The sequence below is a fragment of the Stenotrophomonas acidaminiphila genome (assembly GCF_001431595.1).
Lineage (GTDB): Bacteria > Pseudomonadota > Gammaproteobacteria > Xanthomonadales > Xanthomonadaceae > Stenotrophomonas > Stenotrophomonas acidaminiphila.
On sequence record NZ_LDJO01000031.1, the window covers coordinates 42,422 to 58,082 of the forward strand.

The following is a 15,661-nucleotide window of genomic DNA, read 5'->3' on the forward strand; positions in this document are numbered from 1 at the left end:
TCCGAGCGGTCGGCGGGCTCAGTGCAGCAGGGCGCTCACCGCCGCGTCGAACTGGCGCCGCGCCATGTCCGACTCCGGCGCCTGGTGCAGTTGCCGTACCGCGCGGCCGAGCCGCGAGGCGCCGACGAAGCCGCAGCTGGCCTGCAGTCGGTGCAGTTGCCTGCGCAGGGCGCCGTCGTCATGCTGGCGCAGTGCCACCGAAACGGCGTCGCGGGCGACCGGCAGTTCGGACAGGAACAGTTCGCGCAGCGCCACGACATGGGCCTGCTGGCCGTTGAGCGCGCTCAGCGCCGCGCTCTCGTCCCAGTCCGGCGCGACCGCGTCCTCGCCCGCCGGGGCGTGTCCGGCTGCGGCCTGGCCGAGGCAGTCGCGGACCGCGGCGAGCAGTTCGGCGCGGGTCATCGGCTTGACCAGCACCCGCTCGAAACCGGCCGCGTGCAGCGACTGCCGGACGCCCGCGCCATTGTCGGCGGTGTGTGCCAGTGCCGGGACCTGCGGGTGCAGTGCGCGCAGGCGCTGCAGCAGCGCCTGGCCGCTGCCGTCGGGGAGATGGGCGTCCACCAGCCACAGGTGGTGGCGGGTGGCGCTGCCCATCTGCAATGCCTGAGCGACCGAACCGGCGACATCGACCGCGGCCGGCAGTGCTTCCAGTGCGGCCCTGAAAAAGCCCTGGCTGGTCGCGTCGTCCTCGACCAGCAGCAGGCGCGGTGGATCCACCTGGGCATGCGTATTCATCTGCTGCCTCCATGTCAGCTGTGCCGGGCATGATTGGCGATGTGGCGCTGCCACGCAAGCGGCGGAAGTCAGGCCGATGTGCATCTGCGACAATGTCGCCCCGCAACCCGCAGCCTTCCGCCACGTGGCCCGATCCAGATCCCGCATAGACAAGACCCCGTTCCAGACCGACATCCTCGACCTCAGCCATGACGGCCGCGGCGTCGCCCGCCGTGAAGGCGAGGGCGGCAAGGTGACCTTCGTGGCCGGTGCCTTGCCTGGCGAGACGGTGATGGCCGAGCAGACCGGCAAGAGCCGCCATTTCGACGAAGCGCGGACCGTGGAAGTGCTCACCGCCTCGCCGCACCGGGTGCAGCCGCGTTGCCCGCATTTCGGTGTCTGTGCCGGCTGCGTGCTGCAGCACCTGGACGAGGGCCAGCAGATCGTGGCCAAGCAGCAGGTGCTGATGGACAACCTGACCCGCATCGGCCACGTCAGCCCCGGTGCGGTGCTGCCGCCGCTGGTGGGCGACAACTGGGGCTACCGGCGCAAGGGCCGTTTCTCGGTGCGCCGGGTCGAAAAGAAGGACAAGACGCTGGTCGGCTTCCGCGAGCAGGACCCGCGCTTCGTCGCCGACCTGTCGCAGTGCCTGACCGTGATCCCCGAGATCGGTACCCGGGTGGCGGCGCTGTCGGCCTTCATCGAGGGCCTGGACGGCAAGCGCGACATCCCGCAGATCGAATTCATCGGCGGCGATGCCGCCATCGCCCTGACCGTGCGCCACCTGCAGCCGCTGTCCGACGCGGACCGGCAGGCCTGGCAGGCGTTCGGCCAGCAGCATGGCTTTGCCATCTACCTGCAGCCGGGTGGACTGGAGTCGGTGCATCCGTTGTGGCCGGCCGAAGGCGTGCCGCTGTCGTTCGCGCTGCCGCAGTGGGACGTGGAGCTGGCGTTCCGCCCGCTCGACTTCATCCAGGTCAATGCCAAGCTCAACCAGCAGATGATCGCGCATGCGCTGGCGCTGCTGGACGCACAGCCGGACGAGCGCGTGCTCGACCTGTTCTGCGGGCTGGGCAACTTCACCCTGCCGCTGGCGCGTACCGTGCGCGAGGTGGTGGGCGTGGAAGGCGAGGCCGGGCTGGTGGCGCGGGCGAAGGAGAACGCGCAGCGCAACGGGCTGGACAACGCGCAGTTCTTCGCCGCCGACCTCACCCAGGACCAGCGCGGTGCGCCGTGGATGCGGCAGGGCTTCGACAAGCTGCTGCTCGACCCGCCGCGCTCGGGTGCGATCGACGTGCTGCAGCAGCTGCCGCTGAAGCAGTTCCAGCGCATCGTCTACGTCAGCTGCCACCCTGGCTCGCTGGCGCGCGACGCCGGCTACCTGGTCAACGAGCAGGGCTTCACCCTGGTGTCGGCCGGTGCGATGGACATGTTCCCGCATACCGCGCACGTGGAAAGCATCGCGGTGTTCGAGAAAAAATGAAATCCGCGCACAGGGACGTGCGCTGCTCCTGCGAGGGATTCGCATAGGTGAAATCCGCGCACAGGGATGTGCGCAGCTCCTGCGAGGGACTCGCATAAATGAAATCCGCGCGCATGGATGTGCGCCGTTCCTGCGAAGGATCCGCACCAGTCGAATACGCGCACATGGACGTGCGTTGATTCCGTGAGGGATCCACACCTGCGAGGTTCCGGATGGGTATCGAGATCGAGCGCAAGTTCCTGGTCACCGACGACGGCTGGCGCGCCGCCGCGCACGCCGTCATCCCGATGGCGCAGGGCTACATCAATGACATGGCGGCGATGGACAGCGGTGCGCAGAAGGCCTCGGTGCGGGTGCGCATCCAGGGCGACGCGGCGTACCTGAACATCAAGTCGCGCGAGCTTGGGCATACCCGCCAGGAGTTCGACTACCCGATTCCGGTGGACGAGGCGCGCGCGCTGCTGGCGCTGTGCGTCGGCGGCCTGATCGACAAGCGCCGCCACCTGGTCAGGCATGGCGGGCTGCTGTGGGAGGTGGACGAGTTCCTCGGCGACAACGCCGGGCTGGTGGTGGCCGAGGTGGAGCTGCAGCATGCCGGACAGCCCGTCGACAAGCCCAACTGGGCCGGTACCGAAGTGACCGACCAGTCCCGTTACTACAACCTCGCGCTGGCCTCGCATCCCTATACCCGGTGGGATGCGGACGAGCGCGCCTGAACCCCCATCGAAACGAAGGAATCCCCATGCGCATCGACATCTGGTCCGACGTGGTCTGCCCCTGGTGCTGGATCGGCAAGCATCGTTTCCAGCGTGCGCTGGAACTGATGGGCGACAAGGCCCCGCAGGTGGAGGTGCGCTGGCACCCGTTCCTGCTCGACCCGGGCGCCGACACCACCCCGGTGCCGCTGCGCGAGGCCTACGCGGCCAAGTTCGGCGGCGCCGAGCGCACCGCGCAGATGCTGGCGCAGACCCAGTCCACCGCCCGCGCCGAAGGCCTGCCGATGGATTTCGACCGTGGCCAGGTCCGGGTGACCACGCTGCCGGCGCACCGCCTGCTGTGGCTGGCCGGGCGCGAGGGGGTACAGGAAGCGGTCGGCGAAGCGCTGTTCCGCGCCCATTTCGAACAGGGCCGCAACCTGGCCGACCCGGAGGTACTGGCCGCGGCCGCCGCTGCCGGCGGCATTGCGGCCGCGCGCGTCGAGGCCCTGCTGGCCTCGGACGAAGGGCTGGCCGAGGTCCGCGCCGGGCTGGGACAGGCGCAGGCGCTGGGCATCCAGTCGGTGCCGACCTTCGTCATCAACGGCCGCTACGCGGTGCAGGGCGCGCAGCCGCCGGAGGTGTTCGCGCAGGTGCTGGAGAAGGTCGCCGCCGAGCTGGCACCGGCGCCGGTCGCCGGCAACGATGAACCGGCCTGCGGCGCGGACGGCTGCAGCGTCTGACGTGGCGGGCGCCATCTGCGACAATGCCCCGCTTGGCCGTATGGGAATCCGCACATGCTTCTGATCGGCGTCGCCGGTACCACCCTGACCGCACAGGAACACGATTGGCTGCAGCATGACGCCGTGGCCGGCGTGGTGCTGTTCAAGCGTAATTTCGCCTCGCGCGACCAGGTGGTCGAGCTGACCGCGGCGATCCGCGCCGCCACCGCGCGTCCGCTGCTGGTGGCGGTGGACCAGGAAGGCGGCCGCGTGCAGCGCTTCCACGCCGGCTTCACCGAACTGCCGCCGCTGGAGGGCTTCGGCCGGCTGCACGCCACCGACCCGGACGCGGCGCTGGCGCTGGCCGAACAGCATGCCTGGCTGATGGCCAGCGAAATCCGCGCTACCGGGCTGGACCTGAGCTTCGCCCCGGTGGTGGACCTGGGGCGCGGCAACCTGGCCATCGGCAGCCGCGCCTTCGCCGAGGACCCGCAGGTCGTGGCGGCGCTGGCGCAGGCCTACGTGCGCGGCATGCACGCGGCCGGCATGGCCGCCACGCTCAAGCACTTCCCGGGCCACGGCACGGTGCGCGAGGACACCCACCACGACACCGCCATCGACCCGCGCCCGCTGCACGAGCTGGAAGCGCAGGATCTGCTGCCGTTCCGCGCCGGCATCCAGGCCGGCGCCGATGCGGTGATGATGGCCCACGTGGTCTACCCGCAGGTGGCGCCGCAACCGGCCGGCTGTTCGCCGCGCTGGATCAACCAGATCCTGCGCGAAAAGATGGGCTTCCGCGGCGTGGTGTTTTCCGACGACATCGGCATGGCGGCCTCGTCCGCCGCCGGTGGCGTCAGCGCCCGGGTCCGTGCCCACCTGGACGCCGGCTGCGACGTGGTGCTGGTCTGCCACCCGGAGCTGGTCGAAGAATCGCTGCAGGCCGTGGCCGGCCGCAGCCTCAACACCGCCGCGCTGCTGGGCCTGATCGCCCACGGTGCCATGGGCTGGGGCGGCCTGCTGGCCGACGCCCGCCACGGCGACACCCGAACCCGTCTGCTCGAAACTCTTGGAAGAACCGCCTGATGTCCAAACTCACTCTCGAACAAGCCGTGGCCCAGGCCGACCTGCTGGTCGATCGCCCCGCCATCGACAAGGCCATCGCCGGCATCGCCGACGCCATCGCGCGCGACTACAAGGGCGAGGTCCCGGTGTTCCTGTCGATCATGAACGGCGCGCTGCCGTTTGCCGGCCAGCTGGCGCTGGAACTGGGCGCGCGCGGCCAGGACGCGCAGTTCGACTACATGCAGGCCTCGCGCTACCACGGCGAGAGTGGTGGCGAGCTGGTCTGGAAGCACCGCCCGGTGTCCTCGCTGTTCGGCCGCCGCGTGCTGCTGGTGGACGACATCCTCGACGAGGGTTTCACCCTGCAGGGCGTGCGCGACTGGTGCCTTGAGCAGGGCGCCACCGACGTCCGCATCGCGGTGCTCACGGTCAAGAAGCACGACCGCTGCCTGGACGGCGTCAAGGCCGACTACGCGGGCATCGAACTGCCGGACCGCTTCGTGTTCGGCTTCGGCATGGACGTGAGCGAATCGCTGCGCTCGCTGCCGGCGATCTACGCGATGAAACAGTAACAGCAAGGCCGGGCATCGGCCGGCACGCGCGATCGCCTCGCGCTGCCGCCCCACGGTCTGCGCCGCGAACCGTGGGCCCCGTCTCCCGCCTGCCATGCACCCCGGACCCAGGGGGCCGGGCCCCGGTCAGCTTCCGGAGCGCACGACGCTGGCGGGTGCCGGTCATCGGCCGCTAGGATGACCGGGCCGCGCCCCGCGTCGCCTTCGACTGCGAACAGAACACCAGGAAACAACGATGGACGATATCGCACTGGCCGTGATCGGCGGCACCGGTGTCTACAAGCTTGCCGCGCTGGACGACGTCCAGACCCATGAGGTCCAGACCCGCTACGGGGCGCCGTCCGGCCCGGTGCGCATCGGCCGGCTGGATGGGCGCCGGGTGGCGTTCCTGGCCCGCCATGGCGAAGGGCATTCGATCCCGCCGCACAAGGTCAATTACCGCGCCAACCTGGCCGCGCTGAAGCAGCTGGGCGCCACCCGCGTGCTCGCGCTGAACACCGTCGGCGGCATTGGCGACGACTTCGGCCCGCGCGTCCTGGCCTGCCCGGACCAGCTGATCGACTACACCTGGGGGCGGATCTCGACGCTGTGCGAGGAGGAGGGCAGCGAGGTGCTGCACGTGGATTTCGGCCACCCGTACACGCCAGCGCTGCGCGCCCAGGTGCTGGCCGCGGCGCGTGCGCGCGGCGTCGCGGTGCATGACGGCGGCTGCTATGGCGCCACCCAGGGGCCGCGCCTGGAGACCATCGCCGAAATCGCGCGGATGCGCCGCGACGGCTGCGACCTGGTCGGCATGACCGGCATGCCCGAGGCCGGGCTGGCGCGCGAGCTGGGGCTGGATTACGCCTGCCTGGCGATCGTCGCCAACTGGGCGGCGGGCTGCGGCGACGCGGCCGAGATCACCATGGACGAAGTGCTGGCCAACGTCGCCGCGGCGTCGGCGGGGCTGCCGGCCCTGGTGGGGGAACTGGCCCGGGGGTGATTGTCATCCCGGCCCAAGCTTTGCATACTCAGCGAGTGCGCTTCATTCAGCGTGCATCAATCCATTCATCGAACAAGGTCTCGCATCACCATGCCGAACGGTACCGTCAAGTGGTTCAACGACGCCAAGGGATTTGGCTTCATCTCACCGGAGGACGGCAGCGCCGATGTCTTCGCGCACTTCTCCGCGATCAATTCCAAGGGTTTCCGCAGCCTGCAGGAAGGACAGCGCGTCAGCTATGACGTGACCCAGGGCCCGAAGGGCGCCCAGGCTTCCAATATCACGCCGGTCGAGTGATCCACTCGGCTGTGCCGGAAAAACCCCGCCGAGGCGGGGTTTTTTTTTAGGCCGCCGGACCCGGGAAACGCAATGGACAGGTCATTGGATATCGCCATCGTCGGTTACGGCACGGCCGGCCAGTCGCTGGCCGTGCTGCTGTCGCGCGACGGCCACCGCGTGCAGGTGTTTGAGCGCGCGCCGCGGCCCGGGCCGGTAGGCGCGGGCTTCCTGCTGCAGCCCAGCGGCTTGCAGGTGCTGTGGCGGATGGGCCTGCTGCCGCAGGTGCTGGCCCATGGCGCGGTGGTGCGCCGCCTGTACGGCGAGACGCCCTGCGGCCGCGCGGTGATGGACATGCGCTACGCCGGGCTGGATGCGCGCCTGCACGGGGTCGGCATGCAGCGCGGGGCGCTGTTCTCGCTGCTGGACGCGGCCTGGGAGCATGGCGACGCACTGCACGTGGACCGCTGCATCGTCGCCATCGACGACAGCCTGCGCCGGGTTCGCGACCAGCATGGGCAGTGGCACGGGCCATTCGACCTGGTGGTCGCCACCGACGGCGCCGCGTCGGCGCTGCGCGCGCAGGTGCGCGGCACGCGGCTGGACCGCCCGTACCCGTGGGGGGCGCTGTGGTGCCTGCTGCCCGCGGGCGACTGGCCGTTCGCCGACGAACTGCGCCAGCGCTACGTGGCGGCGCGGCGGATGATTGGCCTGCTGCCGGTGGGTACGCGCCCCGGCGACACGGTGCCGCGGTTGAGCTTCTTCTGGAGCCTGCCCGGCGACGGCTTCAGTGCCTGGGAGCAGGCCGGGCTCGAACCCTGGCTCGACGAGATCGGGCAGCTGTGGCCACAGGCGCGACAGCGCCTGCAGGACATCACCCTGCCGTCGCAACTGGCGCGGGCCAGCTACCGCGACGCGGTGATGGACCGCTGGTACCGCGGTCGCCTGGTGCTGGCCGGCGACGCCGCGCATTCGATGAGCCCGCAGCTCGGGCAGGGCGTGAACATGGCCCTGCTCGACGCCCTGGCCCTGCGCGACGCACTGCGCGGCCAGGCCGATGTCGATGCGGCGTTGGCGCACTACCAGGCCATGCGCCAGGCGCATGTGCGCCTGTACCAGTTCTGGAGCCGCTGGCTGACCCCGCTGTTCCAGTCCGACCGCGACTGGATCGCACATGCGCGCGACCTCCTGTTCAGGCCGCTGGGACGCATGCCGGGCGGGCACGGGCACATGCTGCGCGTGCTCAGCGGCACCCAGCAGGGTGTATTCGGCGCGCTGCCGCTGGCGCCGGAGTTCGTGCGCGCGCTTGCCGGCGACGACTGAGCCGGGGCCGCCGCACGCCGCGCCGTCGCCGCCGGCGCGGTGCGGCAGAATGGGCGGCATCCTCCCGTGCGCAGGGGCCGGCCATGAACACCGATGCAGCGCCGTTCGAAACCCACGTGGTATTCAACCAGCCGCCGCCGTTTCCCGAGTGCAACCTGTGGCGCGACGACCGCGTGCTGCGCGAAGCGGTCGCGCGCGAAGGCGGCGAGGCGTTCGCCACGCTGCTGGATGGCTATGGCGCGCTGGCCGGCGGCGAACTGTACCGGCTCGGTTTCGATGCCAACCGGTACAGGCCGCTGCTGCGCACCCACGATGCGCAGGGCCTGCGCGTGGATACCGTGGATTTCCACCCCGCCTGGCATCGCCTGATGGAACAGGCCAAGGCGCATGGCGTGGCCGGGCTGTCGTGGCGGCAGCCACAGGCCGGTGCGCACGTCGCGCGTGCCGCGTTGAGTTTCCTGCACCACCAGGCGGAAGCCGGCAGCAGTTGCCCGCTGACCATGACCCACGCCGCGGTGCCGGTGCTGCGCCGCGAGCCGGCGCTGGCCGAGTGGGCGGCCAAGGCCGCCGCACCGCACTACGACCCGCGCGACGTACCTATCGCCGGCAAGGCCGGCATCACCGTGGGCATGGGCATGACCGAGAAGCAGGGCGGCTCGGACGTGCGCAGCAACCGCACCTGCGCGACCCCGCTGGCGGGCGAGGGCGAGTACGCCCTGGTCGGGCACAAGTGGTTCCTGTCCGCGCCCATGTCCGACGCCTGGCTGGTACTGGCGCAGGCCCCCGGCGGACTGAGCTGCTTCCTGATGCCACGGCGGCTGCCCGACGGCGCGCGCAACGCCTTCCGGCTGATGCGGCTGAAGGACAAGCTCGGCGACTGGGCCAACGCCTCCAGCGAGGTCGAGTTCTGCGGCGCGTGGGCAAGGCGCATCGGTGCCGAAGGGCGTGGCGTGGCGACCATCATCGAGATGGTGATGCTGACGCGGCTGGACTGCATGCTCGGCGCGGCGGCGGAAATGCGCATGGCGCTGGCCCAGGCACTGCATCATGCGCGGCACCGCCGCGCGTTCGGCCGGCGCCTGGTCGAGCAGCCGCTGATGGCCAACGTACTGGCGGACCTTGCGCTGGAGTCGGAGGCGTCCACCGCGCTGGCGATGCGCGTGGCGCGCGCGGTGGATGCGGCCGCCCGCGACCCGGCGGAAGCGGCGTTCGCACGCGTTGCCACGGCGCTGGGCAAGTTCTGGCTCTGCCGGCGGGCGGCGGGCTTCGTCAACGAAGCGCAGGAGTGCCTGGGTGGCGCCGGCTACGTCGAGGAATCCATGCTGCCGCGCCTGTACCGGCAGGCGCCGCTCAATTCGATCTGGGAAGGCAGTGGCAACGTGCAGTGCCTGGATGTGCTGCGCGCGCTGGCGCGCGAACCGCAGTCGCGGCAGGTGCTGCTGCACGAACTGGAGCAGGCGCGTGGACATGATGCCGCCTACGATGCCGCGTTCGATGCGTTGCCGCCGACAGGCGAGGGCGAGGTGGTCGCCGAGGCCATGGCGCGGCGCATGGCCGCCTCGCTGGCGATCCTGCTGCAGGCCGCCACGTTGCTGCGTGCCGGCAGCCCGGTGGCGGCCGCGTTCATCGCCGCGCGGCTGGCGGCGCCCATGCCCCCGGCCTACGGCATGCTGGACGCGTCGGTGGCGTTCAGCGACATCCTGGAACGGACCGTGCCCTCGCGCTGATACCACCACGGCCACCTTGTCGGCCGCAAGCGCGGCGGCCGTGGATCCGCAGAGGGGCCGTGTCGCCGCCAACGCGGGGACCGCGCAGCCGCCCGGCGGGGGCGGCTGCGCGATCGAGACGAGGCTACCCGGTCAGTGCTTGGCGTCGTCGGCCTTCTGGCGGGCCTTCTCGGCCGCGTCGTGCGCTTCGTCGGCGACCTTCTGTGCGGCGTCCGCGGTCGCCGCGCTGGCATTGGCCGCGGCCTCCTTGGCCGCTACCGAGGCATCGTCCGCCGCGGCGCTGGTCGCATTGGCCGCGCGGTCCAGTGCCTGCTCCGACCTGGCGGCCGCCTCGCGGGTGGCGTCGGCAGCGCGGTCGGCGGCATTGCGGGCGGCGTCGGCCGCCGATTCACCGGCGTTGCGCGCGGCTTCGGCAGCGTGGTCGGCCGCGGCTTCGGCATCACGCTTGGCCTGTTCGGCATTGGGGTCGTTGCAGGCGGACAGGGCCAGCATCAGGCTGCCGGCCAGCAGCGGGACAAACAGCTTCATCGCGTTCTCCTGGTTTGGGGGACGACGCGCGCAGCGTAGGGTGAGGCGGATTCAGATTGCGTCAACGCCGCCGGTGCCTCATGCAGCAACTGCGCGGGCCTGCGGCCAGCGCGCCCGCACCGCATGCGCACGCTGGAGCTGGGAGAGGAGACAAAAAAAAAGCCGCTGGCGAACCAGCGGCTTTTCTGACTTGCGTCGAAGCAGAAGTTATTACTTCTTGGCTTCTTCGGCAGCGTCCTTGGCCTTGTCGGCCACGTCTTCAGCAGCCTTGGCGGTGTCGGCAGCGGCGCCGGCAGCGGCGTCGGTGGCGGCGCCAGCAGCGGCGGCAGCGGCGTCACCAGCGGCGTCAGCAGCGGTGGCGGCGGTGTCGGCAGCAGCCTGGGCGGCGTCGGCGGTTTCGGCGCCGGCGGCAGCAGCCTGGTCAGCGGCGGCCTGGGCGTCGGTGGCGGCTTCGTTGGCCGAAGCAGCGGCGTCCTGGGCAGCTTCCTGCTTCGAGCAGGCGGCCAGGGCCAGGCCCAGGGCCATCGCGATCAGCAGCTTGTTGATGCTCATTGTGTGAATCCTCGTCGTTAGATTAGGCAACGCGCCATTGCGCGCCTTAAACATGATGACAAGCCCATTTGGACTGTCAAGCGACCGCGCATTCATTTTTGTAAAAAAGGTATTAAGCCCAATCAAATCAATTCGATGGCGATGGCAGTTGCTTCGCCGCCGCCGATGCAGAGGGAGGCGATGCCACGCTTGAGGCCACGGCTGCGCAACGCGTTGACCAGCGTGACCACCAGGCGCGCGCCCGAAGCGCCGATCGGATGGCCCAGCGCGCAGGCGCCACCGTTGACGTTGAGCTTGTCATGCGCGATGCCCAGCTCGCGGATCGGAGCCATCGCCACCACCGCGAAGGCTTCGTTGATCTCGAACAGATCCACGTCGCCGACCTGCCAGCCGGCCTTGTCCAGCACCTGCCTGACCGCGCCGATCGGCGCGGTGGTGAACCACTCCGGCTCCTGCGCGAAGGTGGCGTGGGCGACGATCCGGGCCAACGGCTGCACGCCGCGACGCGTGGCTTCGCCGGCGTCCATCAGCACCACGGCGGCGGCGCCGTCGGAGATGCTGGAGGAGCTGGCGGCGGTGACGCTGCCATCCTTCTTGAAGGCCGGCCTCAGGGTCGGGATCTTGGCGATGTCGGACTTGCCCGGCTGTTCGTCCTGGTCAACCTCGACCTCGCCCTTGCGGGTGGCGACCTTGACCGGAACGATCTCATCCTTGAACGCGCCCGCGGCCTGCGCGGCCTGCGCGCGCCTGACCGACTCGATGGCGTAGGCGTCCTGCTCTTCGCGGGTGAAGCCGAACTTGGCGACGGTGCCTTCGGCGAACACGCCCATGGCCTGGCCGTCGTAGGGGTTGGTCAGGCCGTCCCAGGCCATGTGGTCCACCGCCTGGAAGTTGCCGTAGCGGTTGCCGGTGCGCGAGTTGGGGATCATGTGCGGCGCATTGGACATGGACTCCATGCCGCCGGCGACGACGATGCTGGCCGAGCCGGCCTTGATCAGGTCGTGCCCCAGCATGATCGCTTTCATGCCCGAGCCGCACACCTTGTTGAGCGTGGTGCAGCCGGTGCTGGCGGGCAGGCCGGCAGCGAGCGACGCCTGGCGCGCCGGTGCCTGGCCCAGGTTGGCCGGCAGTACGCAGCCCATGATCACTTCGGAAACATCGGCGGCGGCGACGCCGGACTGTTCCATGGCCGCACGGATCGCCGTGGCGCCGAGGGTCGGGGTGGGGACGCCGTTGAACTGGCCGAGGAAGGAGCCGATGGCGGTGCGCTTTGCGGCGGCGATGACGATGTCGGACATGTGCGGTCTCGGTTGTATCCTGCAACGATTATCGAAAGCCGCCGGCGGGGTGCCCATTGGACCAACGGCACATCCCGGCAGACAGCGGTTTGTCGTTGCAGTATAGAAGGTGAGCCACCGCATGGCCGGCAGGTGGCACTACCCGACGGGATTCCGGTGTCCGGCCAGTCATGGGGGAGAGGGGATGCGCAGCACGTTCAGGGGCTACAACGCACTGGCCGCTTCGATGGCATTGGCGCTGGCCGCATGCGGTGGCGGTGGTGGCAGCAAGTCGAGCCCGCCACCGCCGCCCAATCCGCCGCCGACCTCGCCGCCGCCGACCACGACCACACCGCAGCCGGCAATGGACGCGCATCTGGCGCTGACCAACGCCAGGGCCGCGCAGGCGGCCGGCTTCACCGGTGCTGGCATCCGCATCGGCGTGGTCGATTCGGGTGTGATGCGCAACCATCCCACGCTGGCCGGGCGGGTGGTGGCCAATTTCAGCTACGTGGATCCGCGCCGCAACAATCTGGCGGTGGACGACGTGGTCGGCCATGGCACCACGGTGGCGCAGCTGGCCGCCGGTGCCGCCGCCGGGCAATGGCCCGGTGGCATCGCGCCGGGCGCGCGGATCGTCTCGGCGCGCATCATCAACGACGAGCGGCCCAAGGACGACGGGTCCGGGCAGGGCAACGAGGTCACCGGTGGGCTGGGGATGAGTGGCGTCCATGACGACCTGATCCGCGCCGGCGTGCGCATCATGAACAACTCCTGGGGCGGGCTGTACTGGACGCGGCCGACGGTGACGGCGCAGATCGCCGCCGAGTACCGCCCGTTCATCGTCGGCAACGACGGGCTGGTGGTGTTCGCCACCGGCAACGAATCGCGCGCCAATCCCAGCGACATGGCCGCGCTGCCGAGCCAGCCGGGGGAGAACGGTTCGCGTCCGGCGGCCGACCTGGAGCGCGGCTGGCTGGCGGTGGCGGCGCTGGATACGGCCAATCCGAGCCGCCTGGCCGATTACTCCAACGCCTGCGGCGTGGCCAGGAACTACTGCCTGGTGGCGCCGGGTACGTCCGCCTTCGTCGGTCCCAATGCCACGGCGTCGAACCTGTCCTACTACTACGGCAGTGGCACCTCCTACGCCGCGCCGCTGGTATCGGGTGCGGCGGCGCTGGTGTGGCAGGCCTTCCCGTACTTCGACAACAACCTGGTGCGGCAGACCCTGCTGGGCACCGCCACCGACCTGGGCGATCCCGGCCCGGATGCGGTGTTCGGCTACGGCCTGCTCAACGTCGGCAAGGCGGTGAAAGGCCCGGCCCGGTTCGACTGGGGCGATGTGGCGGTGGGCGTCAACCAGTTGGGGCTGGGGTCGGTCTGGAGCAACGACATCAGCGGCACTGGCGGGCTGATAAAGCGCGGCCCCGGTGCGCTGAGCCTGGCCGGCACCAATACCTACGGCGGCGCTACCCGTATCGAGCAGGGCACGCTGGCGTTGCGCGATGGCGCCTCGATACGTTCCAGCGTCACTGTCGTGGCGCAGCCCGACCCGACGGGTGCGGCCCTGCAGTTCATGGGCGGCACGACCCGGGTGACGGGCAACGTGGACAACGGCGCCAGCATCGTGATGCTCGGCGGCGGCAACAGCAGCACCATCGATGGCGACTACCTGCAGCGCAGCGGTGCGCGGCTGCTGATCGCGCTGGGCATCAATGCCCTGCAGGTGACCGGCACGGCCACGCTGCAGGGGGGCGGGGTGCTGGTCAACGGGGTGGTGGCCGGCTACGTGCCGCAGGACGGCACGCGGCAGGACCTGATCCATGCCGCTGGTGGCGTCAACGGGCAGTTCGACGCGGCTCCGGCCGCCACCCAGAGTGCCGGGGTGGCGCTGCTGCAGGCCGGCTACGGCTATGACAGCCACAACGCGTGGCTGGACCTGCAGCGGGTCAACGTGACCGCGGCCGCGCGTGCCGCCGGCATGGATGCGGCGACGCTGGCCGCGGCGCAGCGGGTGGAACGTGCCTTCGAGCTGCTCGATGGCGATGCCGGCCTGCGGGCGGGTGCGTTCGCGGCCGGAGCCAGCGCGCTGCAGCAGGGTGGCGGTGGTTTCAATGGGCTGGGCGCGAGCCTGCGCAGCCTCACCGGCGAAGCACATGCGCTGGCGCTGGCGATGACCTTCGACAGCATCGACATGAACCGGCGGGCATTGTCCGCGCAGTTCGGCGAGGGCGGCAGCCGCGCCGACGGGGCCTGGTCGCGTTCGCTGGGCGGCGGCGGGCAGGGCGGCTACGCCGGTGGCGACTACCGCCTGGGCGGCTGGATGCTGGGCCGCGAGACCGGCATGGGCGATGCCCGGGTGGGCTTCGCGTTCGGGCAGATGCAGGCGCAACTGGCCGGCGGCGAAGCCAGCGACCGCGGCCGCGACCGCCAGACCCAGGCCCGGTTCTATGCCGGGCGCCAGTGGGGCCAGGCGTACGCGCTCGGGCAGATCGGTTTTGGCGGCTTCCAGCGTGAGCTGGACCGCGGCCTGCTGCTGGGCGGTGAACGTGCCGGGGTGATGGCGCGTTACGACGGCCGTTTCCTGTCCGGCAGTGCCGAGGCCGGGTACCGCTTCGACCTGGGTCGGGGCGCGTTCACCCCGTACCTGGGCGCCGACTACGCCCGCATCGACAGTGACGCGTTCCAGGAGCAGGGCGGTTATGGGTTCGGGCTGAGCGCCGGCGGCTGGCATTCCAGCCAGGTGCGGGCCATGGCGGGCATGCGCGGCAGCTACCGCTGGCACGGGCTGGAGCTGAACGGCTATGCCGAGTGGCAGCAGGCGCTGTCCGCCGGTGCCGGGCCGCTGCAGGCACGCTTCACCGGTATCGATGCCTGGGCGCCGCTGTATGGCCTGCAACCCGCGCGCTCTGCCGGGTTGTTCGGCGTGTCGCTCGATGCCTGGGTGGCGCGCGATGCGCAGCTGTCGCTGGGCTACGACCAGCGCCTGGGCGGACGCGGCGACAACCGGCAGCTGTCGCTGCGGTTCATGCGCGGGTTCTGAGCCGCCGGCAGCGGACATGCAAAAGGCGGGCGACCGGGTCGCCCGCCTTTTTTGTGCCGGCCGGGTGCCGTGTCTACTCGCCGCGCAGGCGGCTCATGCGCGGCGCGGCGCGGCCCAGCGGCATCTTCAGCTTGCCGATGGCCTCGATGCGGGTCTCGGCGATGCGGTCGGCCGCGCGTTGTGGCGAGACGCCATCGCGCTCGGACTGGTCGAAGATGCGCCCGAGGTTGTGGTAGATGCTGCGGATCAGGCGCATGGCACGCTCGCGGTTGTAGCCGTCGATCTCCAGCGACACGTTCATCACGCCGCCGGCGTTGACCGCGTAATCCGGCGCCCACAGCACCCCGCGCCGGTGCAGTTCGTCGCCCACCGCATGGCTGGCGAGCTGGTTGTTGGCGGTACCGCAGATGACCTTGGCCTTGAGCCGGTCCAGCTCCTCCATGCCGATGGCGCCTTCCATCGCGCAGGGCGCGAACACGTCCGCGGCGACGTCGTAGATGGCATCGGGCTTGATCGCCTCGCAGCCGTACTCGGTGACCGCGCGCTGCACCAGCACTGGGTCCAGGTCGGTCACGTAGAGCTTGGCGCCGCGCTCGCGCAGCAGCTTCACCAGTTCCATGCCGATGTGGCCCAGGCCCTGCACGGCGATGCTGACCTTGCCCACTTCCTCGTGGCCGAACTTGCGGTTGATCGAGGCACTCAGGC

Annotated in this window: 15 protein-coding genes; 10 read left to right on the plus strand and 5 right to left on the minus strand. The window is 70.5% G+C overall.

All coding sequences use genetic code 11. From position 1 onward, the window contains the following. Positions 1–18 precede the first annotated feature (18 nt). Complete coding sequence (locus tag ABB33_RS11295) at positions 19–735, minus strand: Hpt domain-containing response regulator (RefSeq protein WP_054664365.1); 717 nt, start codon at positions 733–735, stop codon at positions 19–21. Between the two features lie 124 nt (positions 736–859). On the opposite strand from ABB33_RS11295, the gene rlmD reads away from it, so the two are divergent. The 9 genes from rlmD to ABB33_RS11340 all read left to right on the plus strand — a co-directional run bounded on the left by rlmD (position 860) and on the right by ABB33_RS11340 (position 9,556). Continuing rightward, the gene (gene rlmD / locus ABB33_RS11300) at positions 860–2,197 is read left to right on the plus strand and encodes a 23S rRNA (uracil(1939)-C(5))-methyltransferase RlmD (protein WP_056932189.1); all 1,338 of its coding nucleotides are present in this window, start codon (positions 860–862) and stop codon (positions 2,195–2,197) included. 212 nt (positions 2,198–2,409) lie between these two features. Then, positions 2,410–2,913, plus strand: a complete 504-nt coding sequence (locus ABB33_RS11305; RefSeq protein WP_056932179.1) for a CYTH domain-containing protein — start codon at positions 2,410–2,412, stop codon at positions 2,911–2,913. A 26-nt stretch (positions 2,914–2,939) separates the two neighbouring features. Further along, positions 2,940–3,635, plus strand: coding sequence for a DsbA family oxidoreductase (locus tag ABB33_RS11310; RefSeq protein WP_056932180.1), 696 nt, complete (start codon positions 2,940–2,942; stop codon positions 3,633–3,635). A 54-nt stretch (positions 3,636–3,689) separates the two neighbouring features. Beyond that, on the plus strand, positions 3,690–4,697 hold the full coding sequence (nagZ, locus tag ABB33_RS11315) for a beta-N-acetylhexosaminidase (protein WP_056932181.1): 1,008 nt from the start codon (positions 3,690–3,692) through the stop codon (positions 4,695–4,697). Then, the gene (locus ABB33_RS11320; RefSeq protein WP_054664375.1) at positions 4,697–5,248 is read left to right on the plus strand and encodes a hypoxanthine-guanine phosphoribosyltransferase; all 552 of its coding nucleotides are present in this window, start codon (positions 4,697–4,699) and stop codon (positions 5,246–5,248) included. The genes nagZ and ABB33_RS11320 overlap by 1 nt, the downstream gene beginning before the upstream one ends. Positions 5,249–5,483: 235 nt before the next feature. Continuing rightward, positions 5,484–6,230, plus strand: coding sequence for an S-methyl-5'-thioinosine phosphorylase (locus tag ABB33_RS11325; protein ID WP_054664377.1), 747 nt, complete (start codon positions 5,484–5,486; stop codon positions 6,228–6,230). 90 nt (positions 6,231–6,320) lie between these two features. Beyond that, positions 6,321–6,527, plus strand: coding sequence for a transcription antiterminator/RNA stability regulator CspE (cspE, locus tag ABB33_RS11330; protein ID WP_003488188.1), 207 nt, complete (start codon positions 6,321–6,323; stop codon positions 6,525–6,527). 72 nt (positions 6,528–6,599) lie between these two features. After that, on the plus strand, positions 6,600–7,829 hold the full coding sequence (locus ABB33_RS11335) for an FAD-dependent oxidoreductase (protein ID WP_056932182.1): 1,230 nt from the start codon (positions 6,600–6,602) through the stop codon (positions 7,827–7,829). Positions 7,830–7,912: 83 nt separating this feature from the next. Further along, positions 7,913–9,556 (plus strand): acyl-CoA dehydrogenase family protein, encoded by a 1,644-nt coding sequence (locus tag ABB33_RS11340; RefSeq protein WP_056932183.1) that lies wholly within the window; start codon positions 7,913–7,915, stop codon positions 9,554–9,556. 132 nt (positions 9,557–9,688) lie between these two features. Here the strand turns inward: ABB33_RS11340 and ABB33_RS11345 are convergent, their stop codons facing one another. The 3 genes from ABB33_RS11345 to ABB33_RS11355 all read right to left on the minus strand — a co-directional run bounded on the left by ABB33_RS11345 (position 9,689) and on the right by ABB33_RS11355 (position 11,934). Then, a complete protein-coding gene (locus ABB33_RS11345) occupies positions 9,689–10,084 on the minus strand; it encodes a hypothetical protein (protein ID WP_054664406.1) in 396 nt (131 codons plus the stop codon). Positions 10,085–10,294: 210 nt separating this feature from the next. Continuing rightward, a complete protein-coding gene (locus tag ABB33_RS11350; RefSeq protein ID WP_054664409.1) occupies positions 10,295–10,636 on the minus strand; it encodes a hypothetical protein in 342 nt (113 codons plus the stop codon). Between the two features lie 122 nt (positions 10,637–10,758). Continuing rightward, a complete protein-coding gene (locus ABB33_RS11355) occupies positions 10,759–11,934 on the minus strand; it encodes a thiolase family protein (RefSeq protein WP_056932184.1) in 1,176 nt (391 codons plus the stop codon). A 184-nt stretch (positions 11,935–12,118) separates the two neighbouring features. Between ABB33_RS11355 and ABB33_RS11360 the strand changes: the two genes are divergently transcribed. Then, positions 12,119–14,956 carry an autotransporter serine protease gene (locus tag ABB33_RS11360; RefSeq protein ID WP_056932185.1) on the plus strand — a complete coding sequence of 946 codons (2,838 nt, stop codon included), beginning with the start codon at positions 12,119–12,121 and terminating at the stop codon, positions 14,954–14,956. A gap of 73 nt (positions 14,957–15,029) precedes the next feature. On the opposite strand, the gene ABB33_RS11365 is transcribed toward ABB33_RS11360, so the two are convergent. Beyond that, positions 15,030–15,661 (minus strand): Glu/Leu/Phe/Val dehydrogenase family protein (locus tag ABB33_RS11365; RefSeq protein WP_248842452.1); only part of this gene is annotated, 632 nt, incomplete at its 5' end.

Excerpts from the sequence above, each read along its gene's own strand:
- ABB33_RS11295 (WP_054664365.1), bottom strand. The coding sequence starts at position 735 with ATGAATACGCATGCCCAGGTGGATCCACCGCGCCTGCTGCTGGTCGAG.
- ABB33_RS11305 (WP_056932179.1), top strand. The coding sequence starts at position 2,410 with ATGGGTATCGAGATCGAGCGCAAGTTCCTGGTCACCGACGACGGCTGG.
- ABB33_RS11310 (WP_056932180.1), top strand. The coding sequence starts at position 2,940 with ATGCGCATCGACATCTGGTCCGACGTGGTCTGCCCCTGGTGCTGGATC.
- nagZ (WP_056932181.1), top strand. The coding sequence starts at position 3,690 with ATGCTTCTGATCGGCGTCGCCGGTACCACCCTGACCGCACAGGAACAC.
- ABB33_RS11320 (WP_054664375.1), top strand. The coding sequence starts at position 4,697 with ATGTCCAAACTCACTCTCGAACAAGCCGTGGCCCAGGCCGACCTGCTG.
- ABB33_RS11325 (WP_054664377.1), top strand. The coding sequence starts at position 5,484 with ATGGACGATATCGCACTGGCCGTGATCGGCGGCACCGGTGTCTACAAG.
- cspE (WP_003488188.1), top strand. The coding sequence starts at position 6,321 with ATGCCGAACGGTACCGTCAAGTGGTTCAACGACGCCAAGGGATTTGGC.
- ABB33_RS11335 (WP_056932182.1), top strand. The coding sequence starts at position 6,600 with ATGGACAGGTCATTGGATATCGCCATCGTCGGTTACGGCACGGCCGGC.
- ABB33_RS11340 (WP_056932183.1), top strand. The coding sequence starts at position 7,913 with ATGAACACCGATGCAGCGCCGTTCGAAACCCACGTGGTATTCAACCAG.
- ABB33_RS11345 (WP_054664406.1), bottom strand. The coding sequence starts at position 10,084 with ATGAAGCTGTTTGTCCCGCTGCTGGCCGGCAGCCTGATGCTGGCCCTG.
- ABB33_RS11350 (WP_054664409.1), bottom strand. The coding sequence starts at position 10,636 with ATGAGCATCAACAAGCTGCTGATCGCGATGGCCCTGGGCCTGGCCCTG.
- ABB33_RS11355 (WP_056932184.1), bottom strand. The coding sequence starts at position 11,934 with ATGTCCGACATCGTCATCGCCGCCGCAAAGCGCACCGCCATCGGCTCC.
- ABB33_RS11360 (WP_056932185.1), top strand. The coding sequence starts at position 12,119 with ATGCGCAGCACGTTCAGGGGCTACAACGCACTGGCCGCTTCGATGGCA.